General features: G+C 73.8%; 19 protein-coding genes. 11 read left to right on the top strand and 8 right to left on the bottom strand.

Annotation, left to right across the window (positions count from 1 at the left end):
* Positions 1–107 precede the first annotated feature (107 nt).
* The 4 genes from D9C15_RS04240 to D9C15_RS04225 all read left to right on the top strand — a co-directional run bounded on the left by D9C15_RS04240 (position 108) and on the right by D9C15_RS04225 (position 6,150).
* Positions 108–1,199 carry a hypothetical protein gene (locus D9C15_RS04240; protein WP_127996197.1) on the top strand — a complete coding sequence of 364 codons (1,092 nt, stop codon included), beginning with the start codon at positions 108–110 and terminating at the stop codon, positions 1,197–1,199.
* Between the two features lie 97 nt (positions 1,200–1,296).
* Positions 1,297–3,150 (top strand): serine/threonine protein kinase, encoded by a 1,854-nt coding sequence (locus tag D9C15_RS04235; RefSeq protein ID WP_127996196.1) that lies wholly within the window; start codon positions 1,297–1,299, stop codon positions 3,148–3,150.
* 88 nt (positions 3,151–3,238) lie between these two features.
* Positions 3,239–4,969: a long-chain fatty acid--CoA ligase gene (locus tag D9C15_RS04230; RefSeq protein WP_127996195.1), complete on the top strand. Its 1,731-nt coding sequence runs from the start codon at positions 3,239–3,241 to the stop codon at positions 4,967–4,969.
* Positions 4,966–6,150: a tetratricopeptide repeat protein gene (locus D9C15_RS04225; protein ID WP_164886641.1), complete on the top strand. Its 1,185-nt coding sequence runs from the start codon at positions 4,966–4,968 to the stop codon at positions 6,148–6,150. Before D9C15_RS04230 ends, D9C15_RS04225 begins: the two co-directional genes overlap by 4 nt.
* On the opposite strand, the gene D9C15_RS04220 is transcribed toward D9C15_RS04225, so the two are convergent.
* From D9C15_RS04220 to D9C15_RS04205, 4 genes are all read right to left on the bottom strand, one after another.
* Complete coding sequence (locus D9C15_RS04220) at positions 6,147–6,722, bottom strand: DUF924 family protein (protein ID WP_127996193.1); 576 nt, start codon at positions 6,720–6,722, stop codon at positions 6,147–6,149. The genes D9C15_RS04225 and D9C15_RS04220 overlap by 4 nt on opposite strands.
* Positions 6,723–6,807: 85 nt before the next feature.
* Positions 6,808–8,871, bottom strand: a complete 2,064-nt coding sequence (locus D9C15_RS04215; protein ID WP_127996192.1) for a prolyl oligopeptidase family serine peptidase — start codon at positions 8,869–8,871, stop codon at positions 6,808–6,810.
* A gap of 65 nt (positions 8,872–8,936) precedes the next feature.
* Positions 8,937–9,221 (bottom strand): GNAT family N-acetyltransferase, encoded by a 285-nt coding sequence (locus tag D9C15_RS04210; RefSeq protein ID WP_127996191.1) that lies wholly within the window; start codon positions 9,219–9,221, stop codon positions 8,937–8,939.
* A 15-nt stretch (positions 9,222–9,236) separates the two neighbouring features.
* The gene (locus D9C15_RS04205; RefSeq protein WP_127996190.1) at positions 9,237–9,791 is read right to left on the bottom strand and encodes a YaeQ family protein; all 555 of its coding nucleotides are present in this window, start codon (positions 9,789–9,791) and stop codon (positions 9,237–9,239) included.
* A 54-nt stretch (positions 9,792–9,845) separates the two neighbouring features.
* Here D9C15_RS04205 and D9C15_RS34455 point away from each other — a divergent pair, with 54 nt between their 5' ends.
* On the top strand, positions 9,846–10,271 hold the full coding sequence (locus D9C15_RS34455; RefSeq protein ID WP_310734457.1) for an ion transporter: 426 nt from the start codon (positions 9,846–9,848) through the stop codon (positions 10,269–10,271).
* On the top strand, positions 10,223–10,762 hold the full coding sequence (locus D9C15_RS34450; RefSeq protein WP_310734456.1) for an ion transporter: 540 nt from the start codon (positions 10,223–10,225) through the stop codon (positions 10,760–10,762). The genes D9C15_RS34455 and D9C15_RS34450 overlap by 49 nt, the downstream gene beginning before the upstream one ends.
* A gap of 13 nt (positions 10,763–10,775) precedes the next feature.
* On the opposite strand, the gene D9C15_RS04195 is transcribed toward D9C15_RS34450, so the two are convergent.
* A complete protein-coding gene (locus D9C15_RS04195; RefSeq protein ID WP_127996189.1) occupies positions 10,776–11,795 on the bottom strand; it encodes an oxidoreductase in 1,020 nt (339 codons plus the stop codon).
* An 85-nt stretch (positions 11,796–11,880) separates the two neighbouring features.
* Here D9C15_RS04195 and gorA point away from each other — a divergent pair, with 85 nt between their 5' ends.
* From gorA to D9C15_RS04170, 5 genes are all read left to right on the top strand, one after another.
* Positions 11,881–13,236, top strand: a complete 1,356-nt coding sequence (gorA, locus tag D9C15_RS04190) for a glutathione-disulfide reductase (RefSeq protein WP_127996188.1) — start codon at positions 11,881–11,883, stop codon at positions 13,234–13,236.
* An 8-nt stretch (positions 13,237–13,244) separates the two neighbouring features.
* Positions 13,245–13,727 carry a hypothetical protein gene (locus tag D9C15_RS04185; protein WP_127996187.1) on the top strand — a complete coding sequence of 161 codons (483 nt, stop codon included), beginning with the start codon at positions 13,245–13,247 and terminating at the stop codon, positions 13,725–13,727.
* 41 nt (positions 13,728–13,768) lie between these two features.
* Positions 13,769–15,838, top strand: a complete 2,070-nt coding sequence (locus D9C15_RS04180; RefSeq protein ID WP_127996186.1) for a M3 family metallopeptidase — start codon at positions 13,769–13,771, stop codon at positions 15,836–15,838.
* 148 nt (positions 15,839–15,986) lie between these two features.
* Positions 15,987–19,019 (top strand): PAS domain-containing sensor histidine kinase, encoded by a 3,033-nt coding sequence (locus D9C15_RS04175; protein WP_127996185.1) that lies wholly within the window; start codon positions 15,987–15,989, stop codon positions 19,017–19,019.
* Positions 19,016–19,432 (top strand): response regulator, encoded by a 417-nt coding sequence (locus D9C15_RS04170; RefSeq protein ID WP_164886640.1) that lies wholly within the window; start codon positions 19,016–19,018, stop codon positions 19,430–19,432. Before D9C15_RS04175 ends, D9C15_RS04170 begins: the two co-directional genes overlap by 4 nt.
* A 13-nt stretch (positions 19,433–19,445) precedes the next feature.
* Here D9C15_RS04170 and D9C15_RS04165 read toward each other — a convergent pair whose 3' ends face one another.
* The 3 genes from D9C15_RS04165 to D9C15_RS04155 form a co-directional block, all read right to left on the bottom strand.
* Positions 19,446–22,085, bottom strand: coding sequence for a hybrid sensor histidine kinase/response regulator (locus tag D9C15_RS04165; RefSeq protein WP_127996183.1), 2,640 nt, complete (start codon positions 22,083–22,085; stop codon positions 19,446–19,448).
* A gap of 101 nt (positions 22,086–22,186) precedes the next feature.
* Positions 22,187–22,396, bottom strand: a complete 210-nt coding sequence (locus D9C15_RS04160) for a cold-shock protein (protein WP_112188994.1) — start codon at positions 22,394–22,396, stop codon at positions 22,187–22,189.
* Positions 22,397–22,616: 220 nt separating this feature from the next.
* Positions 22,617–24,488, bottom strand: a complete 1,872-nt coding sequence (locus D9C15_RS04155) for a diguanylate cyclase (protein WP_127996182.1) — start codon at positions 24,486–24,488, stop codon at positions 22,617–22,619.
* Positions 24,489–24,561 lie beyond the last annotated feature (73 nt).

Below are 24,561 nucleotides of genomic sequence, written 5' to 3'. Positions count from 1 at the left end.
CGGTCGACGCGGGCGGCGCGATTGTAGGCAGGCCTGTCGAGACGGGAATTTCCGACAGACGTGCACACAGGGTCCCCTGCATACTGCCGCCGCCCCGCCGCCAGCCCATGCCCCGCCTCCTGCTTCGCAACCAGCGCGCCATCGCCGGCACCGTCGATGCCCGGCTGCGTGCCCGCCTGCTCGCGCAGCGCGCCCTGCTGCTGGCGCGCCACTGGCGCGTGGAGGAGTTGGCGGATGCGCTGGCCCATGCCGAAGCGGCGGTGGCCGCCAGTGCCGACCGGCCCGCGCTGGCCGAACTCGAGCTGGCGCGCGGCGTCGCGCAGTACTACGGGGCCGGTGTGGCCGGTGCCGATGCCACCCTGCTGCGCGGCCTCGACCTGGCGCGCGAGGTCGGCGACGCCGGCATCGAGGCCGAGTGCGAGGCCTGGCTCGGCTGCGTCGGCGCCACCCTGCAGCACGAGCCGGCCGGCGTGCTGGTGCACCTGCGGCGCGCCCTGGCGCTGGGCGAGACCAGCCGGCCGCTGGCCGCCGCGCGTGCCGCCTACGTGCTGGCCACGCTGTGCCAGGAGGCCGGGCTGATCGACGCGGCCACCGGCCATTACCGCCAGGCGAGCCGGATCGCACGCGAGCAGCACGACGAGCAGCTGCTCGCGGCGATCGTGCGCTACATGTCGCTCGGGCAGGTGCAGCAGGTGCGCCGCGGCCAGGCGCGTGGCCGGCTCGACGTCGAGCTGTGCCGCCAGGCGCGCGCCGCGCTGCTGGGCGCGCAGCGCCTGGCCAAGGCGCTGACCGACGACGAGCAGTGCCTGCAGGTCGGCCTGCGCCTGGGGGAGATCCACCGGGTCGGCGGCGAACACGAGGACGCGCTGTCGGCCTTCGGCACGCATGTCGACGCGGCCGAGCGACGCGGCATGACCTGGGAGGCGGCGATCGCACGTGCCGACCAGGCCGTCTGCCTGGCCGCCACCGGGCAGGCGGGGCCGGCCCGCCAGGCGGCGGCCCGGGCGAGCGCGGCGCTGGTCCAGGTGCACGACGCCTACAGCCAGGCGCTGATCCGCGGCTCGCTGGCCGACGTGGCGCTGGCGCTGGGCGAGTCCGACGCGGCGGCCGCGCAGCGCGCCGAGTCGGCCACCTGGTGGGCGCGCGACACCGACTACTGCGAGCGGCTGCGCGCCGCGCTGGCCGGCGCGCCGGCCTGACCCCCGCGTCCGCGTTGCGGCGGGGCAAGGCGCGTGGGTTAAGCTCCGCGCTGGTCCCAAACAGGGGTCCCTCCCGGGGCCCGAGCCCCACCGCATCGTGCCGCCCGCCCCCGACAAGCCCGCCTCCGCCGCCGCGTACGACGCGCTGCCCGCGGGCATCCGCTTCGGCGAACTGGAGGTGCTGCGCGTGCTCGGGGTGGGCGGCTTCGGCATCGTCTACCTGGCGCGCGACCATGCGCTCGAGCGCGACGTCGCGCTGAAGGAGTACATGCCGGCCTCGCTCGCCTCGCGCGGCGAGGGCGTCCAGGTCAGCGTGCGCTCGGGCGGCCTGTCCGAGACCTATGCGATGGGGCTGCGCTCGTTCGTCAACGAGGCGCGCCTGCTGGCCAAGTTCGACCACCCGTCGCTGGTCAAGGTGTACCGCTTCTGGGAGGCCAACGGCACCGCCTACATGGTGATGCCGTTCCTGCAGGGCCGCACCCTGCGCGACGCACGCAAGGCGATGGGCGGCAAGGCGCCCGACGAAACCTGGCTGCGCGGCGTGCTCGACCCCATCCTCGGCGCGCTCGAGGTGCTGCACCGCGAGGGCGTGTTCCATCGCGACATCGCGCCGGACAACATCTGGCTGCAGAACGACGGCCCGCCGATCCTGCTCGACTTCGGCGCCGCGCGCCGCGTCATCACCGACCGCACGCAGTCGCTCACCGCGATCCTCAAGCCGAGTTACGCGCCGATCGAGCAGTACGCCGAGATGCACGCGCTGCGCCAGGGCCCGTGGACCGACCTGTACGCGCTCGGCGCGGTGACGCATTTCCTGCTCGCCGGCGCGCCGCCCGGGCCGTCCACCGCGCGGGCGTTGCAGGACGAGATGGTGCCGCTGTGGATGCGCCACTTCCCCGGCGTCTCGCCGCGCTTCCTGGCCGCCATCGACTGGGCGCTGCAGGTGCGCCCGCGCGAGCGGCCGCAGAGCGTTCAGGAACTGCGCGACGCACTCGACGGCCGCATCGAACCGCCCGCGGTCGAGCGCCACGACATGGTCAGCACCACCAGCGCGCCGGCCCCGCTGGCCGAGGCGCAGACCCAGTTCGAGCCGACGCGCCGGGCCAGCGGCCCGGGGGTCTCGACCAGCTTCGAGCCGACCATGCGCGTGGCGCCGTCCGCGCTCGGCGCAAAGCCGACCCAGGCGCCGGCGCGCCCCGCGGCCGCGCCGGTCCCGGCGGCACCACCGGCGGCTGCCCCGGCGCGGCCGGCGCCCGAGCCGGCAACTCTGCTGGCCAGCGTGGCGCCGAGCCGGGTCACGCCGGCCACTGCAGCCAGCGCCGCCGTGGCACCGCGCACCCCGCCGGCCCCGGCGTCGGCCGCGGCGGGCATGGCCACCGGCACCAAGCTGCTGATCGCCGCGGCCGCCGTCGTGCTCGGTCTGGCGGCCGGCGCCGCGGTGCGCTACTTCGGCCTGTTCGGCGGCGCGCCGACCGCGCTCGGCGCGGCACCCATGCCGCCGGCCCTGGCTCAAGCGCCGCTGGCGCGCGCCGAGCCCGCACCTGCCGAGCCGGCGCCGGCGGCGGCACCGTCCGACGCCCCGCCCCCCGCCGCGACGCCCGTCACCGCGGCCACCGAACCCGAGTCGCGCGCCCCGGCACCCGCACCGCGCGAGAAGCTGGCCGCGGCCCCCGCCGCACCCGATGCCGGCGCGGCCCCGGCGGCCGCACCCGCAGCCGTGGCGGCAGCGCCCGCCGCAGTGCCCGCCGCAGTGCCCGCGCCGTCTCCCGCTCCCGCACCCGCAGCGACGCTGGTCGCCGCCGCGCCGGCGACCGCCCGTGAGGCCTGCGGCAAGCGGGTGCTGTTCGCGCTCGCCGGGTGCCTGGAGCGCGAGTGCCAGTCGCCGCGCTTCCAGCAGGACCCGGACTGCCTGCGCCTGCGCGAGGAACGGCGCTCGCGCGAATCACGCTAGGCCCCCCCGCACGTCCTGTCACCGACGTGACAGCGCGCAGGGGTTCCCGCCGTGGCTGCGGGCCGACGGCCTGCTGTATACCGGCGCCATGTCCGTGACCGACCGCCCGCATCACCGCTTCTGGCCGCGCCGCCTGCCGCGCGAGCTGGTGGTCCCCGAGACCAGCCTGGTGGCCAATCTCGAGATCTCGGCACGGCGCTACCCGGACAAGCCGGCCTGCCGCTTCTTCGGCCGGTCGGTCAGCTACCGCGAACTGCTCGCCCAGGCCGAGGCGCTGGCGGGCTGGCTGCAGTCCGTGGGCGTGCGGCGCGGCGACCGCGTGCTGCTGTACCTGCAGAACTGCCCGCAGTTCGTCGCCGCGGTGTACGGCATCCTGCGCGCCGATGCGGTGGTGGTGCCGGTCAACCCGATGAACCGGGCCGAGGAGTTCGGCCACTACATCACCGACCCGGAGGCGCGCGTCGCCATCTGCAGCGCCGACCTGGCCGGCGTGGTGGCCCCGGCCGACGCGGCGCTGCCCGGCCCGCAGCGGCTCGCCGAGGTGCTGGTGGTGCGTTATGCCGACGCGCTGCCCGCCGGCCCGCTGCCTGCCGCCGAGGCCCCGGGCGAGGCCACCGAGGCCTGGCTGCGCGCCGACCCGCCGCTGCCCGAGGCGGCACCCGGCGGCCCGCGCTGGACGCTCTGGGCGGACGCACTCGCCGCGGCACCGGTGCCGAGGCCGGCGCAGGCCGGGCCGGACGACCTGGCGCTGCTGCCCTACACCTCGGGCACCACCGGGCTGCCCAAGGGCTGCCTGCACACGCACCGCTCGCTGATGCACAACGCCGCCTCGGGCGTCTGGAACTACGCCGGCGCCGAGGCGGTCAGCCTGTCGGTGGTGCCCATGTTCCACATCACCGGCATGGTGTACGGCGTGCTCGGCACGGTGTTCTTCGGCGGCACCGGCGTGATCCTGCCGCGCTGGGACCGCGAGCTTGCCGCGCGGCTGATCGCGCTGCACCGCATCAGCCACTGGGTCTGCATCCCGACCATGATCATCGACCTGCTGGCCAGCCCGAACCTCGAGCGCTTCGACCTGTCCAGCCTGCGCAGCCTGTCGGGCGGCGGCGCCGCGATGCCGCAGGCGGTGGCGCAGCGTCTGCAGGAGCGCTTCGGCCTCGCCTTCGCCGAGGGCTACGGCCTGACCGAGACCGCGGCGCCCAGCCACATCAACCCGCCCGAGCGGCCCAAGCAGCAGTGCCTGGGCATGCCGATCTTCGGCACCGACGCGCGCGTGGTGGACCCGGTCACGCTGGCCGAGCTGCCGCCCGGCGAGGTGGGCGAGATCGTCACGCGCGGGCCGATGCTGTTCCAGGGCTACTGGAAGCACCCGCAGGCCACCGCGGCCGCGTTCGTCACGCTGGCCGGCGACCGCAGCGGGGCGCGCTTCTTCCGCACCGGCGACCTCGGCCGCATGGACGAGGACGGCTACTTCTTCCTGACCGACCGCCTCAAGCGCATGATCAACGCGAGCGGCTACAAGGTCTGGCCGGCCGAGGTGGAGACGCTGCTGTTCCGCCACCCGGCGGTGCAGGAGGCCTGCGTGATCGCCGCCCGCGACGCCTACCGCGGCGAGACGGTCAAGGCCGTGGTGGTGCTGCGGCCCGAGGCGCGCGGCCATACGCGCGAGCAGGACATCCTCGACTGGGCGCGCGAGCACATGGCGGCCTACAAGGCGCCACGCCTGGTCGAGTTCGTCGACACGCTGCCCAAGTCGGGGGCCGGCAAGGTGATGTGGCGGCTGCTGCAGGACCGCGAGTCCGAGCGGGGTGCGGCGTGAGCGTTCCGGGCGCCGACGACTACGCGGCCGTGCTGGCGCAGTACCGGCGCGGCGAGCTGGCGGGCGCCGGCGCCGCGGCGCAGGCGCTGCTGGCGCGCGAGCCGGAACATGCCGGCGCGCTGCAGATCGCCGGGCTGGTCGAGGCGCGGCAGGGCCGCTTCGACAGCGCGCTCGGCTGGCTGGAGCGTGCCGTCGCGTGCGAGCCGGGCAACGCGGAGCTGCACAACCACCTCGGCAACGTGCTGCTCGCGCTGGAACGCGAGGACGCGGCGATCGCCGCCTACGAGCAGGCCGTCGCGCTCGGCCTGGAAGACCCGCATGCGCTGAACAACCGCGGCGCCGCGCTGCAGTCGCGCCGCCGATTCGACGCCGCGCTGCAGTGCTTCGAGCGGGCCCTCGAACTGCGGCCCGACTTCGCCGACGCGCTGCTGAACCGCGGCGAGCTGCTGGTCGAGCTCGGGCGCCGCAGCGCCGGCATCGAATCGCTGCAGCGGGCACGCGCGGCCGGTGCGGACGACGCCAAGATCGGCTTCGCGCTCGCCTCGCTCGGCGTCGAGCCGGCCGCCGACCGCGCGCCGCCGGAGTTCGTGCGCGAGCTGTTCGACCAATACGCCCACGGCTTCGACGACCACCTCACCGGCCGGCTCGGCTACCGTGCGCCCGAGCTGATCGGTGCGGCGCTGCAGCCGCTCGCCCTGGGCGGCGCCGCGGTGGTCGACCTCGGCTGCGGCACCGGGCTGTGCGCGCCGCTGCTGCGCCCGCTGGCGGCGCGGCTGGACGGCATCGACCTCTCCGGCGCGATGCTCGAGCAGGCCCGCGCGCGCGGGCTCTACGACGAGCTGCTGCAGGCCGAGATCGTCGCCGCGCTGGGCGAGCGCCCGGGGCGGTACGACCTGGCGGTGGCGGCCGACGTGCTGATCTACTTCGGCGCCCTCGAGCCGGTGCTGGCCGCGGTGCGGGCCACGTTGCGGCCGCGCGGCTGGTTCGTCTTCACGCTCGAGGCGGGCGAGGGCGCGGACCACGAGCTGCGGTCGACGCGCCGCTACGCGCATGGCTCCGCCTACGTGGCGCGGGTGGCGCAGGCGCAGGGCTTCGCGCTGCAGCGCCTCACGGGCGAGACGCTGCGCAGCGAGGGCGGGGCCGAGGTGGCGGGCCACCTCGTGGTGCTGCAGCGCGGCTAGAAGCGCGAGCCGGGCTGCGTCAGGAACTGCGCCTCCTCCGGCGTGCTCTCGCGCCCGAGGATCGCGTTGCGGTGTGGGAAGCGGCCGAAGCGGGCCACGATGTCGCGGTGCCGGATCGCGTAGTCCAGTTCCTCGGCCGCGTCCGGGAACTCGGCCGCGAGCGCCTCGTACAGCGCCACCGAGCGCTGCTGCGCGGCGAGGTCCTCCGCGTGCTCGAAGGGCAGGTAGGCGAACGCGCGCGGGTGGCGCGCCAGCGTGAGGTGCGCGCCGCCGTCCGCCAGCCTGCGCGCCAGCGCGAGCGCGCGCGCGTCGCCCGCGAAGGCGCGCGGCGTGTCGCGGAAGCTGTTGCGCGTGAACTGGTCCAGCACCAGGATCAGCGCCAGCGTGCCCGCGGCGTCGGTGCACCACCCGTCCAGGCCGCCGGCCAGCGCCTGCTCGAGCGTGGCGCCGAAGCGCCCGCGGATCAGCGCGTCGAAGGCCGGGTCCTTGCGGAACCATTCCGGCCGCGCCGTGCCGTGCAGCGGCGAGCCGGGCGCGCCGAACCAGAAGTCGAGCACCTCGTGCGGGTTCATGACAACCCCTCGGCCGACGCGTGCGTCGGCCGATCCCCCAGGGGGATGCGGGCCGGCTCGGGAGCGGCCCAGCGCCCGGCCCGCGTCACTCGCGTCTCCCGAGCTGCTGCCACAGGTACGTGTACTCGACCGTCTGCAGCGTGGCGCGCTGTTCGTTGTCGGCCGCGCCGCCGTGGCCGCCCTCGATGTTCTCGTAGTACAGCACCGGGTGGCCGAGCTCGCGCAGGCGCGCCGCGAACTTGCGCGCATGGCCGGGGTGCACGCGGTCGTCGCGCGTCGAGGTGGCGATCAGCGCGCGCGGGTAGCGCACCCCGGCGCGAAGGTTCTGGTACGGGCTGTAGCGCGAGATGAAGGCCCAGTCGGCCGGGTCGTCGGGGTTGCCGTACTCGGCCATCCAGCTGGCTCCGGCCAGCAGCTGGTGGTAGCGCCGCATGTCCAGCAGCGGCACCTGGCAGACCACGGCGTTGAACAGCTCGGGCCGCTGCACCATCACCGCGCCGACCAGCAGACCGCCGTTGCTGCCGCCCTCGATGCCGAGCTGCGCCGGCGTGGTCACGCCGCGCGCGATCAGGTCTTCGGCGATGGCGATGAAGTCGTCGAAGGCGCGCTGCCGGTGCTCGCGCAGCGCGGCCTGGTGCCAGCGCGGCCCGAACTCGCCGCCGCCGCGGATGTTGGCCAGCACGAACACGCCGCCGCGCTCCAGCCAGGCGGCGCCCACCGGCCGCATGTAGCGCGGGTTCAGCGCGATGCGGAAGCCGCCGTAGCCGTACAGCAGCGTCGGCCGCGGCCGGGCCTCGCCGCGCGGCCCGATCACGAAGTAGGGCACGCGCGTGCCGTCGCGGCTGGTCGCGACGTGCTGCCCGGCCTGCAGGCCGGCGGCGTCGAACGCGGCCGGCAGGGTCTTGAGCGTCGCGCGCCGGTCGTGGCCGGTGCGCGCGAGCCAGAGCGTGTCGGGTGTCAGGAAACCGGTGTACGAGAGCAGGTACTTCTCGGCCAGCGGGTCGTCGCGGCGCAGCGGGTCGTTCAGCGGCGCGATCGAGAAGCTGCCGGGCGCGGGCGCGTCGATCGCGCGGCGCACGAAGCGGCCGTCACCGTGGCGGCGCCATTCCTCCAGCCGGCCGCTCACGTTGTCGAGCACGTTCAGCAGCACGTGGCGGCGCGTGAACGTGAAGCCGGCCAGCGAGCGTGTGGGCCCCGGCTCGAACAGCACCTGGAACTCGCGCCGGCCGGCCGCGAAGGCGCGCGCGTCGATGGCCAGCAGCGCGCCCGAGGGATGCCGCACGCCGCCGACCTCCCAATCGCTGCGCAGTTCGATCAGCAGCGTGTCGCCGCGCACCCCGGCGCTGTGCATGAAGGCGATGCGTGCCTGCTCGGGCACCGGCAGCGGCTGCCAGCGGCCATCCGCTTGCAGCAGCATCACCTGCTGGCGGTAGAAGTCGAGCATGCGCACGAGCGTCGTGCGCTCGAAGCCGGGCGTGTGGTCGACCGAGACGTCGACCGCCACGTCCTGCTTCTCGCCCTCGAACACCGTGACGGCCTCGGCCAGCGGGGTGCCGCGGCGCCAGCGCTTGATGACGCGCGGATAGCCCGAGTCGGTCATCGAGCCGGGGCCGAAGTCGGTGCCGACGTAGAGGTGGTCGGGGTCGACCCAGGCCACGTCGGTCTTGGCCTCGGGCAGCGCGAAGCCGCCCTCGACGAAGCGCTTGTCCACCAGGTCGAACTCGCGCACCACGGTCGCGTCGGCACCGCCGCGCGAGAGCGAGACCAGGCAGCGCCGCCAGGCCGGGCCGAGGCAGGTGGCGCCGGCCCAGACCCAGTTCTCGCCCTCGGCGGCGCCGAGCGCATCCAGGTCGAGCACCGTCTCCCAGGCCGGCGCCGCCTTGCGGTACTCGGCCAGCGTGGTGCGGCGCCACAGGCCGCGCTTGTGCGTCTCGTCCTGCCAGAGGTTGTAGAGCCGGTCGCCGATGCGCTGCACTGCCGGGATGCGGTCCTTCGCGTTCAGGATGCGCAGCAGCCGCTCGCGCGTGGGCGCGAAGTCGGGCCGCGCCTGCAGCTCGGCCAGGGTCTCGGCATTGCGCTCGCGCACCCAGGCGAGCGCGCGCTCGCCCTGCACGTCCTCGAGCCACAACCAGGGGTCGTCGTCACTCATCGCGGGGTGGGTGATGAAGAGGAGGGCGGCCGCCAGCAGCCGCCGCACGACTCGCCGCGGCCCGCTCACACCGGCCCGGCCAGCAGGTCCTGCGTTTCCGGGTGGCGGCGCATGTAGGCCTGCACGTAGGAGCACAGCGGCCGCACCTTCAGCCCCTGCGTGCGGGCGTGGCCGAGCGCGGCGCGCACCAGTTCGGCGGCCAGGCCCTGGCCTTCCAGCTCGGGCGCCACCTCGGTGTGCGTGATGACCATCACGCCATCGCGCAGGCGGTAGTCGCACACGCACAGGTGGCCGTGCACGCGGGTGTGGAAGCGGCCGATGTGCGCGTCGTGCTCGATCGTCGGGGTCATCGTGGTCGGATCCCTTCAGCGCGGGTGGAGGCGTTCGGGTGTCAGCTCGACGGCCTGCTGGCCGTCGCCCAGCCAGACATGGCCGTCCTGGATCGTGGCCTGCAGCTGCATCGTGCGCTGCGCCAGGCCGGCGAGCTGCTGCGACTGCGCCGCCGGCAGCCGCCACACCTCGACGTTGCGGGTGCGCGCCAGCCGGTCGGCCAGGCCCTGCCACCAGATCGGCGCGCTCTGGCCGTAGGCCAGCACGGTGAGCCGCCCGGCCCGGCCGGCGGCGCGCAGGATGGCGCGCTCGTCGGGCTGGCCGATCTCGATCCAGTGCCGCACGGCGCCGGTCAGGTCGCGCTGCCAGAGGTCGGGTTCGTCGGCGTCCGAGAGGCCGCGGCCGAACTCGAGCGCGCCGTCGTGGTCGTCGGCCGGCACGTGCAGCGCGAACGCGAGCAGCCGCACCATCAGGCGCTCGTCGGTCTCGGACGGGTGGCGTGCCAGCGTCAGCGCATGCTCGGCGTAGACGTTGCGGTCCATGTCGGCGATCTGCACGCGCGCCTTGAAGATGGTGGCCTTGAGCGCCATGGCTTGACTGTAGTCGAGTCCGCGGCCCGGCCCGCCGGCACAATCGACTTGACCATGAGCCGCACCCCGATCCCACCGGCCGACGCCGCCCCGGCCGACTTCGGCCGCCCCGGGGCCGGCTGGCGGCTGCGCCTGTACACGGTGATCTTCGAGGCCGACACACGCGCCGGCCGGGCCTTCGACATCGTGCTGATCTGGGCCATCCTGGTCAGCGTGGCGATCGTCGTGCTCGACAGCGTGGCCAGCATCGGCGCACGCTTCGAGACCGCCTTCGAGTGGGCCGAATGGGGCTTCACGGTGCTGTTCACCGCCGAATACCTGGCCCGGCTGGCCTGCGTGCGCCGGCCCGGGCGCTACGCGACCAGCGTGTTCGGCATCATCGACCTGCTGGCCGTGCTGCCCACTTGGCTGGCGCTGCTCGCGCCCGAGCCGTGCTGCCCACTTGGCTGGCGCTGCTCGCGCCCGAGCTGCACGCGCTGATCGACGTGCGCATCCTGCGCCTGCTGCGCATCTTCCGCGTGCTGAAGATGAGCGAGTACGTGGCCGAGTACCGCGCGCTCGGCGCCGCGCTGCGCGCCAGCCGGCGCAAGATCCTGGTGTTCCTGTCTTTCGTGCTGATGGTCGTGCTGGTGATGGGCACGCTGATGTACGTGGTGGAGGGCGCCGCGAACGGCTTCACCAGCATCCCGATCGGCATCTACTGGGCCATCACGACGATGACCACGGTCGGCTTCGGCGACATCACGCCCAAGACCGACCTGGGCCGCGGCATCGCCTCGCTGATGATGCTGCTGGGCTGGGGCATCCTCGCCGTGCCCACCGGCATCGTCAGCGCCGAGTTCACCGCGCAGCGGGTCGGCGCCCGGCCGACCACGCGCACCTGCCCGGAGTGCCTGAGCGAAGGCCACGACGGCACGGCCGCGTTCTGCCGCGACTGCGGCGCGAAGCTGCCGCCGCACCAGCGCGACTGACGCGCCGGGGGGCTCAGCCCAGCCCGGCCCCGAGCAACGCCATCACCGCCACCGCCTGGTCCGGCGGCACCGGATTGGGCGCCGAGCCGCGCAGCGCGTCGCGGATGCCGGCGTAGTAGTCGCCCCAGCGGCCCGGCTGCAGCGGCAGCGGCTCCTCCACCAGCGCCTCGCCGGCGGCGCGGGTCAGCACGCTGCGGCCGGCGTCGCGGCCCCAGTCCGGGGCCGGTGGCCAGGCCGGGCGGGCGCCGGCCCTGAGCGCGTCCTCCTGCGCATCCAGGCCGTGCTTGACCCAGCTGCCGGCCGTGCCGTGCACGACGAAACGCGGCCCCGGCGCCGCGGCCAGCGTGCTGGCCGAGAGCGTCACCTCGAGCCGCTGGTAGCGCAGCCGGGCGCAGAACCAGTCGTCGGCCTGCGCAGCGTCGCGCAGCGCGGCGCGGTCGACGCGCATCGCACGCGGCGTGCCGAACAGCTGCAGCGCCTGGTCGAGCAGGTGCGGGGCGAGGTCGAACCACAGCCCGGCGCCGGGCTGGGCCGTTTCGCGCCAGCGCGCGCGCACCTGCGGCCGGTAGCGGTCGAAACGCGATTCGACGTGCACCACGCGGCCCAAGGTGCCGGCGGCGAGCAGGGCGCGCAGGGTCAGGAAGTCGCCGTCCCAGCGCCGGTTGTGGAACACCGAAAGCAGCCGGCCGCGCTGCGCCGCCAGCGCCTCGAGCTCGCGCGCCTGGGCCAAGGTCAGCGTGAAGGGCTTGTCGACCACCACGTGCCGCCCGGCCGCCAGCGCGGCGCGCGCGAGCGGGTGGTGGCTGTCGTTGGGCGAGGCGATCACGACCAGGTCCAGCTCGGGCCGCTGCAGCAGCGCATACGGGTCGGCGTCGACCTGGGCGTCCGGGAAGTCGGCTTTGACCTTGGCGGCGTCGCGGCTGGCCACCGCCGCCAGCACCAGCCCCGGCACGCCGGCGATCAGCGGGGCATGGAAGGTCTGGCCGGCGAAGCCGTAGCCGATCAGGCCGACACGCAGCGGAAGCGAGTTCATGGCCCGGGATTGTGGACTGTCATGCGCCCCCCGCGCCAGCGACGAATGCCTCGCCGCGGCATGATCGGGTGCAACGAGGTGGAGCATGGACGAGACGAGCTGGGACCTGTTCGTGATCGGCGCCGGCAGCGGCGGCGTGCGCGCGGCGCGCATGGCGGCGCAGCGCGGCGCGCGGGTGGCCATCGCCGAGCCCGGCGCGCTGGGCGGCACCTGCGTCAACGTGGGCTGCATCCCGAAGAAGCTGTACAGCTTCGCCGCCGGCTACGGCGCGGCCTTCGAGCAGTCGCGCGGCTACGGCTGGGACCCGGGCACGCCGGCGTTCGACTGGGCCGCGCTGAAGGCCGCCCGGGCACGCGAGATCGCCCGCCTGAACGCTGTCTACGAGCAGCTGCTGCGCGGTGCCGGCGCGACGCTGCTGCGCGGCCGCGCGCGCCTGGCCGGCCCCGGGCAGGTGGAGGTCGACGGCGTGCGGCACACGGCACGCCACGTTCTGGTGGCCACGGGTGCGCGCCCGGCCGCGCTGGAGATACCGGGCCGCGAGCTGGCGCTGAGCTCGGACGCGATGTTCGACCTGCCGGTGTTCCCGCGCCGGCTGGTGGTGGTCGGCGCCGGCTACATCGCCTGCGAGTTCGCCTCGATCTTCCGCGGCCTGGGCGCGCAGGTGACGCAGGTGCTGCGCGGCGATCAGGTGCTGCGCGGCTTCGACGAGGACCTGCGGCGCTTCCTCGGCCACGAACTGCGCCGCCAGGGCGTGGACCTGCGCAGCGGCTGCACGCCGGTGGCGATCGAACGCGGCGCCGACGGCCTCGTCGTCGGCCTGTCCGACGGCACGCGCCTGCCGGCCGACACCGTGCTGCTGGCCACCGGCCGGGTGCCCAACAGCGCTGGCCTGGGGCTGGAGGCGCTCGGCGTGGCGCTGCGCGCCAACGGCGCGATCCCGGTGGACGAGCATTTCCAGACTGCGGTGCCGGGGCTGCATGCGCTGGGCGACGTGATCGGCCGGGTGCAGCTGACGCCGGTGGCCATCGCCGAGGCGATGGTGCTGGTGGACCGCCTGTTCGGGCGCGGCGGGCGCCGCCTCGACTACACGCAGATCCCGACCGCGGTGTTCACCCACCCGAGCGTGGCCAGCGTCGGCCTGACCGAGGCGCAGGCACGCGAGCGCCACGGCGACGCGGTGCGCATCTACCGCAGCGAGTTCCGGCCGCTGCGCCACACGCTCTCGGGCGACGGCGAGCGCACGCTCGTCAAGCTGGTGGTCGACGGCGCCAGCGACCGCGTGCTCGGCCTGCACATGGTGGGCGAGGAGGCCGGCGAGATCGTGCAGGGCTTCGCCGTGGCGCTCAGCGCCGGGGCGACCAAGGCGCAGTTCGACGCGACCGTCGGCATCCATCCGACCGTGGCCGAGGAGTTCGTGACCCTGCGCGAGCCGGTGGCATGATGCCGGCCATGACACGATTGCCCCTTCTCCTGTCGGCGGCGCTGCTGGCCGCGGGCGCGCAGGCCGCCGGCGACAAGCTCAAGCTCGGCGCCTTCGGCCCCGGCAAGGCCAGCGGCCCGCTGCTCAGCCGCGCCGAGCTGCGCGACTGCCTCGAACGCATGGACCGGGTGCGCGCCGGCAACGACAAGCTGGCGCGCGAGCGCGAGCGCATCGAGCGCGACAAGGCCGACCTGCTGCGCCAGGACGAGGAGCTGAAGGCCCAGCTCGCGACGATCGACCGCACCAGCGAGGAGGCGGTGACGGCCTTCAACAACCGTGTGCTCGAGCGCGACAAGGCCCGCGGCGAGTTCCTGCAGCGCACCGACGCCTTCAACGCCGAGGTCGGCACGCTGGAGGGCGAGCGGCGCCAGTTCGCGCAGCGGTGCGAGAACCGGCGCTTCGACCAGGACGACGAGACGTCGTTGCGCGCCGAGATGAAGAGGGGCTCCTAGGCTCCTAGAATGCGCGGCTTCTCCGACCACGAGAAGCCACCATGCCAACTGCCGCCGGCAACCCGCTGCTGCAGCCCTGGGACACCCCCTTCGGCCTGCCGCCATTCGAGTCCATCCGACCCGAGCATTTCGCCCCCGCCTTCGAGCACGCCTGCCGCGAGCACCTCGCGGAGATCGACGCCATCGCGCACGATCCGGCGCCGCCGGACTTCGAGAACACCGCCGCCGTGCTGGACCGCGCCGGGCGCCTGTTCCACCGCATCGAACACGTCTTCCACAACCTGACTGCCAGCGCCACCTCGCCGGCGCTGCAGCAGGCCGAACGCGAGCTGGCGCCCAGGCTGGCGGCGCACGCCAACGCGATCTACCTGAACCGTGCGCTGTTCGAGCGGCTCGATGCGCTGCACGCGCAGCGCGAGTCGGCCGGCCTCGCGCCCGAGCAGCGCCGGCTGCTGGAGCGGCTGCACCTGGACTTCGTGCGCGCCGGCGCGCGGCTGCCGCAGGCCCAGCGCACGCGTCATGCGCAGATCACCGAGCGGCTGGCCGAGCTGCAGACACGCTTCGGGCAGAATGTGCTGGCCGACGAGTCGGGCTTCGTGCTCGAGCTGCGCGGCGAGGCCGAGCTGGCCGGCCTGCCCGACTTCGTGCGCGCCGCGGCGCGCCAGGCCGCGGCCGAACGCAGCCTGCCCGAGGGCGTGCATGCGGTGACGCTGTCGCGCTCGCTGATCGTTCCCTTCCTGACCTTCTCCGAGCGGCGCGACCTGCGCGAGCAGGCCTGGCGCGCCTGGACCTCGCGCGGCGAACACCCCGGCGAACACGACAACCGCCCGGTGGCGCGCGAGATCCTCGCGCTGCGCCTGGAGCTGGCGCGCGCGCTCGGCTACGCGAGCTATGCCGACTACGCGCTGGCCGACTCGATGGCCGGCACGCCCGCCGCGGTGGACCGGCTGCTGCAGCAGGTGTGGCAGCGCGCCACCCTGGCCGTGGCGCGCGAGCGTGCCGCGCTGCAGACGCTGCAGGCCGCTATCGGCGAGGCCGGGGCGATCGAGCCCTGGGACTGGCGCCGCCTCGCCGAGCGCTTGCGCCAGCGCCGCTTCGGCCTGGACGAGGCCGAGGTCAAGCCCTACTTCCCGCTCGATCGCATGGTCGAGGCGGTGTTCGACTGCGCGCAGCGCCTGTTCGGCCTGCGCTTCGTGGCCCAGCCGCAGCTGCGCGCCTACCACCCGGACGTGAAGGTCTACGAGGTGCGTGACGCGGCCGGTGCGACGGTCGGCGTGTTCCTGCACGACAACTTCGCGCGGCCGAACAAGCGCAGCGGCGCCTGGATGAGCCAGTTGCGCATGCAGACCCGCAACGCGGCCCCGGGCGGCGGCAGCGAGTTGCCGATCGTGCTGAACAACAACAACTTCGCGCGCGGCGCCGCAGGCGAGCCGACGCTGCTCTCGTTCGACGACGCCCGCACGCTGTTCCACGAGTTCGGCCACGGGCTGCACGGGCTGCTGTCCAGCGTCACCTACGAGCGCCTGGCCGGCACCAACGTGCGGCGCGACTTCGTCGAGCTGCCCTCGCAGCTGTTCGAGCACTGGCTCACCGAGCCGACGGTGCTGAAGGCCCATGCGCGGCACGTGCACACCAATGCGCCGATCCCCGACACGCTGGTCGAGCGCCTGAAGGCCGCGCACCGCGCCGACCAGGGCTACGACACGGTGCGCTACACCGCCTCGGCGCTGCTGGACATGGCGATCCACGCCCACACCGAACCGGGCGGCCCGGACATCACCGCGTTCGAAGGCGAGCTGCTGGCGCGCATCGGCCTGCCCGAGGGCGTCGGGCTGAACCACCGGCTGCCGCATTTCCAGCACCTGTTCTCGGGCGACGCGTATGCCGCCGGCTACTACGTCTACCTGTGGGCCGAGGTGCTGGACGCCGACGGCTTCGACGCCTTCGCCGAGGCCGGCGACCCGTTCGACCCGGCGGTCGCGCAGCGCCTGCGGCAGTACGTCTACGCCGCCGGCGACTCGATCGAGCCGGGCGCTGCCTACCGCGCCTTCCGCGGCCGCGATGCGGCGATCGAGCCGATGCTGCGCCAGCGCGGGCTGGTCGAGGCCTGAGGCCGCGGCTGGGCACGTGCGAGGACCCGTCCGACGACGCCGCTGACTTGCCCTGCATCAACGGCAGCTGCGGCCGTCGTGTGATGATGAACTGAGTTGATGATGGAGGGTGTCGACCGGGCGGCACGTCGGTGATGGGGAGCAGGCCATGAGCATCCGTGCAGCTGAACTTTCAGGCTGCGGCGGAGAGCTTGCGCCGCTGCTGCTCGAGAACATCCGTGACTACGCGGTCTTTGCCCTCGACCCCGACGGCCGGGTGCTGAGCTGGAGCGCCCCGGCGGAGCGCCTGCTCGGCTACCGCGAGCAGGAGGCGATCGGCCAGCCCGCCGACCGCTTCTACACCGCGGAAGACATCGCCGGCGGCGTCCCCGCGCGGGAGTTGCAGCAGGCGCTGGCGGCCGGCCGCGTGGAGGAGGAGCGCTGGTACCTGCGCAAGGACGGCTCGCGCTTCTGGTCCGGCGGCGTTACCACGGCGCTGGTCGGTGCGGACGGCAGGCTGCGCGGCTTCGCCAAGCTCATGCGCGACCGCACGGCCGAGCGGCAGGCCGGGCAGGCGCGCGACGAGGCCCTCGCCTACGCCCGCAGCATCGTCGAGACGGTGCGCGAGCCGCTGGTGGTGCTCGACGGGCAGCTCCGGGTGCTGAGCGCCAACCGCGCCTTCTACCGCAGCTTCGGGGTCGCGCCGCCGGACACCGAAGGCCGGCTGCTCTACGAGCTCGGCGACGGGCAGTGGAACATCCCGCGCCTGCGCACCCTGCTCGAGGAGATCCTGCCGCAGCGCAGCTCGTTCGACGAGTTCGAGGTCGAGCACGACTTCCCGGGCGTCGGCCGCAAGGCCATGCTGCTGAACGCCCGCCGGCTCCGGCAGGCGGATGCCGAGCGCATCCTGCTGGCCTTCGAGGACGTCACCGAGCGGCGCCGGGCCGAGGCCGAACGCCAGGCCCTCGAGACCCGCTTCACCTCGCTGGTCAAGAACATCCGGGACCACTCCGTCTTCACCCTCGACACCGAGGGCCGGGTCACGAGCTGGAACGTGGCCGCCGAGCAGATCCTGGGCTACTCGGAAGACGAGGTGCTGGGGCGGCCCTTCGAGTTCATCTTCACGCCGGAGGACCGCCGCGCGGGCCTGCCCGAGGCGGAGCTGCGCCTCGCGCGCGAGCAGGGGCGCGCGGAGGACGAGCGCTGGCACCTGCGCAAGGGCGACGAGCGCTTCTGGGCCCTGGGCATCGTCAGCGCGCTGCACGATGCGGGCGGCCGGCTCGTCGGCTTCTCCAAGATCCTGCGCGACATGACCGCCTGGAAGCAGGCCCAGCAGGCGCTGCGCGACAGCGAAACCCGCCACCGCGCGCTGTTCGAGGCCGTCGACGAGGGTGTCTGCCTGTTCGAGCGGCTGCCGCTGCGCCCGGACGGGCTGCGCGACTACCGCTACGTCGCGATGAACCCGGCGATGCAGGCCATGTTCGGCATTCCCGACCTCAGCGGGCAGTCGATCCGGGACAACTTCCCCGACGAGGTCGAGGACTGGTACGACGACTACGACCGCGTGCTCGAGACCGGCCGGCCGCTGCGCTTCGAGCGCGAGTCGGTGCCCCAGGGCAAGGTGCTCGAGATGTACGTGGCGCGCGTGGGGGACGATTCGGGTGCCATGCTGCTGGCCGTGATGCAGGACATCACGGCGCGCCGGCGCGCCGAGGAGGCGCTGGCGGAGAGCGAGGCGCGCTACCGGGCGCTCGTGCAGGCCAGCTCCGAGGCGGTGTATCGGATGAATGCCGACTGGACCGAGATGCGCCAGCTCGTCGGCCGCGACTTCATCGCCGACACCGCGATGCCGAGCCGGACCTGGCTGGAGCACTACATCGAGCCCGCCGACCGGCCGCGCGTGCTGGCCGCCATCGGCGAGGCGATCCGGAACAAGGCCCCCTTCGAGCTGGAGCACCCGGTGCGCCGCGCCGACGGCAGCCTGGGGTGGACCTTCTCGCGGGCGGTGCCGATGGTGGACCGCGCCGGCGAGATCGTCGAGTGGATCGGCATGGCCAGCGACATCACCGAGCGCAAGTGCGCCAGCGAGGCCAAGTACCGCACGCTGTTCGAGTCCATCGACGAAGGCTTCTGCATCGTCGAGATGATCTTCGACGCGCAGGGCCGGCCGGTGGACTACCGCTACCTCGAGGTGAACCCGGCGTTCGCGCGGCAGACCGGGATCGACGACGCCGTGGGACGAACCATGCGGGAGATCGCGCCGACGCACGAAGCGCACTGGTTCGAGAGCTACGGGCGCGTCGCCACGACCGGGGAGGCCTCGCGCTTCCGCAACCGCGCCGCCGCGCTGCACCGCTGGTACGACGTGTACGCGTGGCGCCAGGGCGATGCGCGGCAGCGGCAGGTCGCGATCCTCTTCAACGACGTGACGGATCGGGTGCAGGCCGAGGCGTCGCTGCGCGGACTCAACGAGTCGCTCGAGGCGCGTGTGCAGGAGCGCACGCGCCAGGTGCGCGGGCTCGCCGGCCGCCTGACGCTGACCGAGCTGGAGGAGCGCCGTCGCATCTCGCAGATCCTGCACGACGACCTGCAGCAGCTGCTGTACGGCATCGAGATGAAGCTCAGGCAGGTCGAGTCCGACCTGCCGCCCACGGACGCCGCGCCGCTGCGGGCCGACCTGCGCGATGCCCTCGCATGGATCGCCGAGGCCATCACGGCGACCCGGCGGCTCACCGTGGACCTGAGCCCCCCGATCCTGCAGAAGGAGGGGCTGGCCGATGCGCTCGAGTGGCTGCGGCGCCAGATGAGCGAACTGCACGGGCTGGAGGTCACGCTGGAGGCCGCGCACGGGTTCTACATGCCCGACCATGACCTGCGCGTGCTGCTGTTCCAGGTGGTGCGCGAGCTGCTCTTCAACGTGGCGAAGCATTCGGGCACGAAGCGAGCCACCGTGCGGCTCGAGGAGACGGACGGTCAGCTGGTGATCCACGTCATCGACGGCGGCGCGGGCTTCGATGTCGAGGAGGTCGCCGGCCGCGAGGGCGGCAGCGGCGGATTCGGGCTGTTCAGCGTGCGCGAGCGGCTCGGCCTCATCGGGGGACGCCTCATCGTGCGGTCGCAACCCGGCGAGGGCACCCACATCGAGATCCATGCGCCGCCGGCGCGGGAGCGGCGCCCGGACAGCGATGGAGCAGGCGCGTGATCCGGGTCTTCATCGTCGACGACCACGCCATCCTGCGTGCCTCGCTGCGCTCCTTGCTGGAGCGGCAGCCGGACATGGCCGTGTGCGGGGAAGCGGCCACGGCGCAGGCCGCCGCCGAGCAAGCGGCGCGCGCCGAGCCGGATGTCGTGCTGGTCGACGTCAGCCTGCCCGACATGAGCGGGATCGATCTCGTCCGGGCCCTGCGCCGCCAGCACCCCGGGCTCGTGATGGCGATGTTCTCCGGGCATGCGGAGCGCAGCTACGTGAAGCATGCGCTGGCCGCCGGTGCGAACGGGTACGTGCTGAAGGGGAACTCGGTGGAACTGGTGGAGGCCGTGCGGGCCTTGAGCCGGGGAGAGCGCTTCGTCAGCCGGGAGCTCGGTGACTCCGGTGCGGCCGCGCCGAAGGGATGAGCGGCGCGTCCGCTCAGATGCCCTCGCCGTACGCCCGCATCGGGAACAGGGCCTCCAGCGCCGCGAGGAAGGCGCGGAAGTCGATCGGCTTGGTCCAGTAGTCGGTGAAGCCGGCGGCGCGGGCGCGTTCGATGTCCTCGGGCATCGCGTTGGCCGACAGCGCGATGCACGGGATGGCCGCGGTGGCCGGGTGCGCGCGCAGCCGGCGCAGCACCTCGAAGCCGTCGAAGTCGGGCAGCTGCATGTCCACCAGCACCAGGTCGGGCCGCGCCGCGACGGCGCGTGCCACACCGTCGGCGCCGGTGGGCGTGCTCTCGATGTCCAGGCCCGAGAGGCTGCGCACCAGCTCCTCCACCAGCAGCACGTTGACCTGGTTGTCCTCGATGTAGAGCAGCCGGCCGCTGCGCTGCGCGAGCCGCTCCGGCAGCGCGGCCAGCGGCGTCGGGCTGGAGGCCGGCTGCTCGTGCAGGCGCGGCAGGCTGACCGTGAAGGTGCTGCCGCGGCCCGGGGTGCTGCGTGCCTCGATGCGGCCGTGCATGCGCTCGACCAGCGCACGCGCGATGGTCAGGCCGATGCCGGTGCCCTCGATCCCTTCGCGCTCGGCGCCGAGCCGGTTGAAGGGCTCGAACAGGTGGGCGATCTGCTGCGGCGTCAGCCCGCGCCCGGTGTCGGTGACGCGCACGGTCACCGTGGTGTCCGCCACCTCCGCGCCGACCGACACCTCGCCGCCCGGGCGGTTGTACTTGATGGCGTTGCTGAGCAGGTTCACCAGCACCTGCAGCGCGCGCGTGCGGTCGGCCTGCACCACGCCTTGCAGCGCCTCGCGGCGCACCCGCACGCCGTGGCGCTGGGCGAGCGGCTCGACCAGCGGCAGGGCCTGCTCGACCAGCGCCGCCAGGTCGACCGGCTGCAGGTCGAGGTGCAGGTTGCCGGCTTCCAGGCTGGACAGGTCCAGCACGCCGTCGACCAGCGCCAGCAGGTGCTCGCCGGCCGAGCGGATGTGGCGCAGCTTCAGGTCGCGTGCGGCATCGCGCGCGTCCTGCGCCTCGACCTGCAGCAGCTGCGTGAAGCCGAGCACCGCGTTCAGCGGCGTGCGCAGCTCGTGGCTCATGCGCGCGAGAAAGGCCGACTTGGCCTGGCTGGCGCGTTCGGCCACGGCGCTGGCCTGGCGCGCGGCCTCGGCATTCTTGCTGTCGGTGATGTCCCAGTTCACGCCGATGCGCCGCCACACCTGGCCCTGGGCGTCCAGCACCGGGATCGAACGCGAGGCCAGCCAGCGCACGCTGCCGTCAGGCCAGACGACGCGGAACTCGTAGCGCGCCGGGCGCGGCCCGGCCAGCAGCGCGGGCGAGCTGTCCAGGCTCTTCTGGCGGTCCTCCGGGTGCAGCATCGCCAGGCGCTGCTCGCGCGGCGGCGGCTCGGCGCGCGGGGCGACGCCGCGCAGGCGGAACATCTGCTCGTCCCAGCGCTCGATGTCGGGCTCGCCGAACTCGATCTCCCAGGTGCCGATGCCGGCGCTGCGGGCGGCCAGCGCGGCGCGCTCGTCGGCGCTGCGCAGTGCCTGTTCGGCGCGCACCCGTTCGGTCACGTCCAGCGCCACGCCGAGGAAGGCCACCGGCTCGCCCAGTGCGCCGCGCTGCAGCACGCGGCGCGTCAGCACGTGGCGCCAGCTGCCGTCGCTGCGCCGGTAGCGCGCCTGCATGTCGGTGGGCCGGTCGGTGGCCAGGGTCTGCTGCGCCGAGGCCAGCACGCCAGGCAAGTCGTCGGGGTGGATCAGCGCGCGCACTTCGCCGAGGGGCAGGCCGTCGGCGCGCGGCTCGATGCCGAGCACCGCATAGGCGCGATCGTTGTAGTGCATGCGGTCGGTGCGCAGGTCGTGGCGCCACACCGCGATGTCGGCCAGCTCGATGGCCAGCTTCAGCTGCGCGCTGGCGTCGCCCAGCGTGCGCGACAGCTCCATCGCCTCGGTGTCGTCCATCATGATGCCGATGGCACGCGCGGGCACGCCGTCCGGGCCGTTCTGGATCTCCCATTGCGAATGCAGCCAGCGCAGCCCGCCGTCGGGCCTGATCACGCGGTAGCGCTGCTCGTAGCGCCCGGCGCGCAGCTGGTCGGCACGGAACGGCAGCAGCTTGCGATCCTCCGGATGCACGCTGGCCATGGCCTGCTCGTAGTCGGGTGTGCCGCCTTCCGGATCGAGCCCCCAGAACGCGAACACATGGTGGTCCCAGCGCCCGCGGCCGGACGGGATCTCGCGCTCCCACACACCGAGCCGGCCGAACTCCTGCGCCATGTCCAGCAGCTCGGCGAGGTGGCGGCTTTGGGCCTGCAGCGTGTCTTCGCGGGTGCGCTCGACCAGGGTCCAGAGCCGGTGGTCGCCGGCCGCCGCGCCGCGCAGGTCGAAGCGCCCGTCGCGCAGGGCCACGCGCGCCGTCGCGGGCGCAGCGCCGGCCAGGGCCGCCTGCAGGGCGGCGCGCGCCGCGTCGTCGCCGGCCAGCTCGGCCAGGGTCTGCGGCGGCGGCGCGAAGCGCGTGTCGAAGGCCTCGTTGCTCCACAGCCGGCGGCCGCCGGCGTCGGTCAGCAGCAGCAACTCGCCGGTCTGCTCGAACCAGGCCTGCAGCAGTGCGGGGTCGGGAGGCGCTGCGCGATGCACGGGTGGAAGTCTAGGCCGGGCCGGCGCTTGAAAAGAAAGAGCCGCGGCGGACCGCGGCTCAGTTCACGCTTGGCGGCGGGCCGTGGGGCCCGCCGGCCGCATCACAGCGGACGGATGTTGGTGGCCTGCAGGCCCTTCTGGCCCTGCTTGACCTCGAACTCGACGCGCTGGTTCTCCTGCAGCGTCTTGAAGCCGTTGCCCTGGATGTCGCGGAAGTGCGCAAAGAGGTCCGCGCCGCCGCTGTCCTGGGCGATGAAGCCGTAGCCCTTGGCGTCGTTGAACCACTTGACGGTACCGGTCTGGGTCGTCATGGACGAATTCCTATCTCTGACTGATGAACAACAAAAAGCGCCGCAATGCCGGCGCACGCAGCGACACTCAAGCTGGCGGGTGGGGATTTCGGGTGCGGCCGGCCGCGGCGGGCGCGGGGACCATCGGGAAGATCACGAACCAACGAACACTTGCGTATGACTGTGGCGCAACTGTACACGACGTGCCTGCCCACGCGCCGCGGCGATCAGCGCCAACTTCTCACGCCACCAGCGCGATCACGCGGTTGCGGCCGGAGCGCTTGGCGTCGTAGAGCGCGGCGTCGGCGCGGCGCAGCATGTCGCTCACGCTGTCGCCCTCGCCACGCGTGGCGGCCACGCCGAGGCTGATGGTCAGCGGCACCGGGATCTGGGTGCGCAGCGGGTCGATCGAGGCCACGTTCTCGCGGATGCGCTCGGCCACCTGGCGCGCGCTCTCCAGGTCGGTGGCCGGCAGCACGACCAGGAACTCCTCGCCGCCGAGCCGGCCGACGCTGACCGGCTCGCGCACCGCCTCGGTCAGCCGCGCGGCGATCAGCTTCAGCACCTCGTCGCCGACCAGGTGGCCGTGTTCGTCGTTGATGCGCTTGAAGTGGTCGAGGTCGGCCAGCAGCACCGCGCAGCGCGGATCGGCCCCGGCCAGCAGCGCCTGCAGCCGCGCCAGCACGGCGCGCCGGTTCGGCAGCCCGGTCAGCTCGTCGGTCAGCGCGAGCGAATGCATCGCGCGGCTGGTGCGGTACTGGCGCAGCACCATCAGCGCCAGGGCCAGCAGCAGCACCGCGGCCAGGCCGATCACCACCACCTTGAGCTGGTTGGCACGCTGCTCGTGCACCAGGGCCTGCTCGGTGGCGCGGTTCTCGCGCTGCAGCAGCGCGTACTCGCGGTCCTTGGCGGCGGTGTCGAACTCGATCTTCAGGGTCGCGAAGCGCTGGTCGAGCTGCAGGCGCAGCAGGCGGTCGGATTCGGCCTTGAAGTCGCTGCCGCGCTGGTAGGCCGCGTGCCAGTCGCCGGCCGCGGCATGCGTCTGGGCCAGCGCGTCGTAGACCTGGGCCAGCTCGTTGCGCGAATCGGCCTGGGCGAAGATGCGCTGGGCCTGCTGCAGCGCCTGAACGCTCTCGCCGAGCCGGCTGGCCAGCCGCAACGCGACGCCGCGCTGCAGCAGCAGCTGGGCCTGCAGGCGCTGGTCGGGCGTGCTGCGGATGCGCGTCTCGGCCTCTTCCAGCCGCGCCAGGGCCTCGCGCGAATCGCCCTGCAGGTTGGCCAGGCTGGCCAGGCCGCGCAGCGCGTAGGCTTCGCCGCGCGGAAAGTCGATGCGCCGGCTGGTGGCCAGGGCCGCCTCGTAGTGGCGCCGTGCGGCGTCGCGGTCGCCCAGGTTCTCGGTCGCGCGGCCGAGGTTGTGCAGCGTCACGGCCTGCTCGCGCAGCGCGCCGTCGGCCTCGTGGCGCTTGAGCGACTGCAGGTAGTAGTCGCGCGCCTGGGCGTGGTCGCCCATGCGGTTGTAGACGATCGCGATCGCGTTCAGCACGTTGGCGATGCGGTTGGCCTGCTCGAGCTTGAGGAACAGCTGGTGCGAGCGCCGCAGGTCGGCCAGCGCACTGGCCAGCTCGCCCTGCACGCTGCGCAGGTAGCCGCGCAGGTAGAGCGCGTCGGCCAGCATGTCCTGGTCGCCCGCCTGCTCGGCCGACAGCACCGCCTCCTCGTAGTAGGCGCGTGCGCGCACCGTGTCGCTGGCGTACTCGTGGATCTGGCCCATGCAGGCCTGCAGGCCGGCGCGCAGGCCGCTGCGCCGGGCGCGCGGCAGCAGCTCCGCAACGATCGCCACCTCGCGCCGGGCGGCGGCCGGGTCGCGCTCGGCGTGGTGGTCGCACAGCACCAGCCGGGCCTCGATCTCGGTGTCGGTGTCGCTGTCGGGCTGCGTGGCCAGCGCCTGCAGCGTCTGTTCGGCCAGGCTGCGCGCCTGCGCCGGGTCGCGCATCACCGCGTCGCGCGCCTGGCGCAGCAGCTCGCGCGGGTTGTCCGCGGCCTGCGCCGCGCCGGCCAGCACGGCCAGCAGCAGCGGCAGGAGCACTCGGTGGGGCAGGGTGGTTGGATTCATGTCGGCAGCCGCGATTGTGTGCCCAGGCCGGCCCGGTTCGGCGTTCGGTCGCCGGCACGGCCCGCGCGGCTGT

Origin of the sequence: Piscinibacter defluvii, assembly GCF_004011805.1 — a bacterium.
Taxonomy (GTDB): Bacteria; Pseudomonadota; Gammaproteobacteria; order Burkholderiales; family Burkholderiaceae_C; genus Piscinibacter; species Piscinibacter defluvii.
Note: the sequence above shows the minus strand (reverse complement) of the source record. Positions and strands in the feature narration are given on the sequence as shown.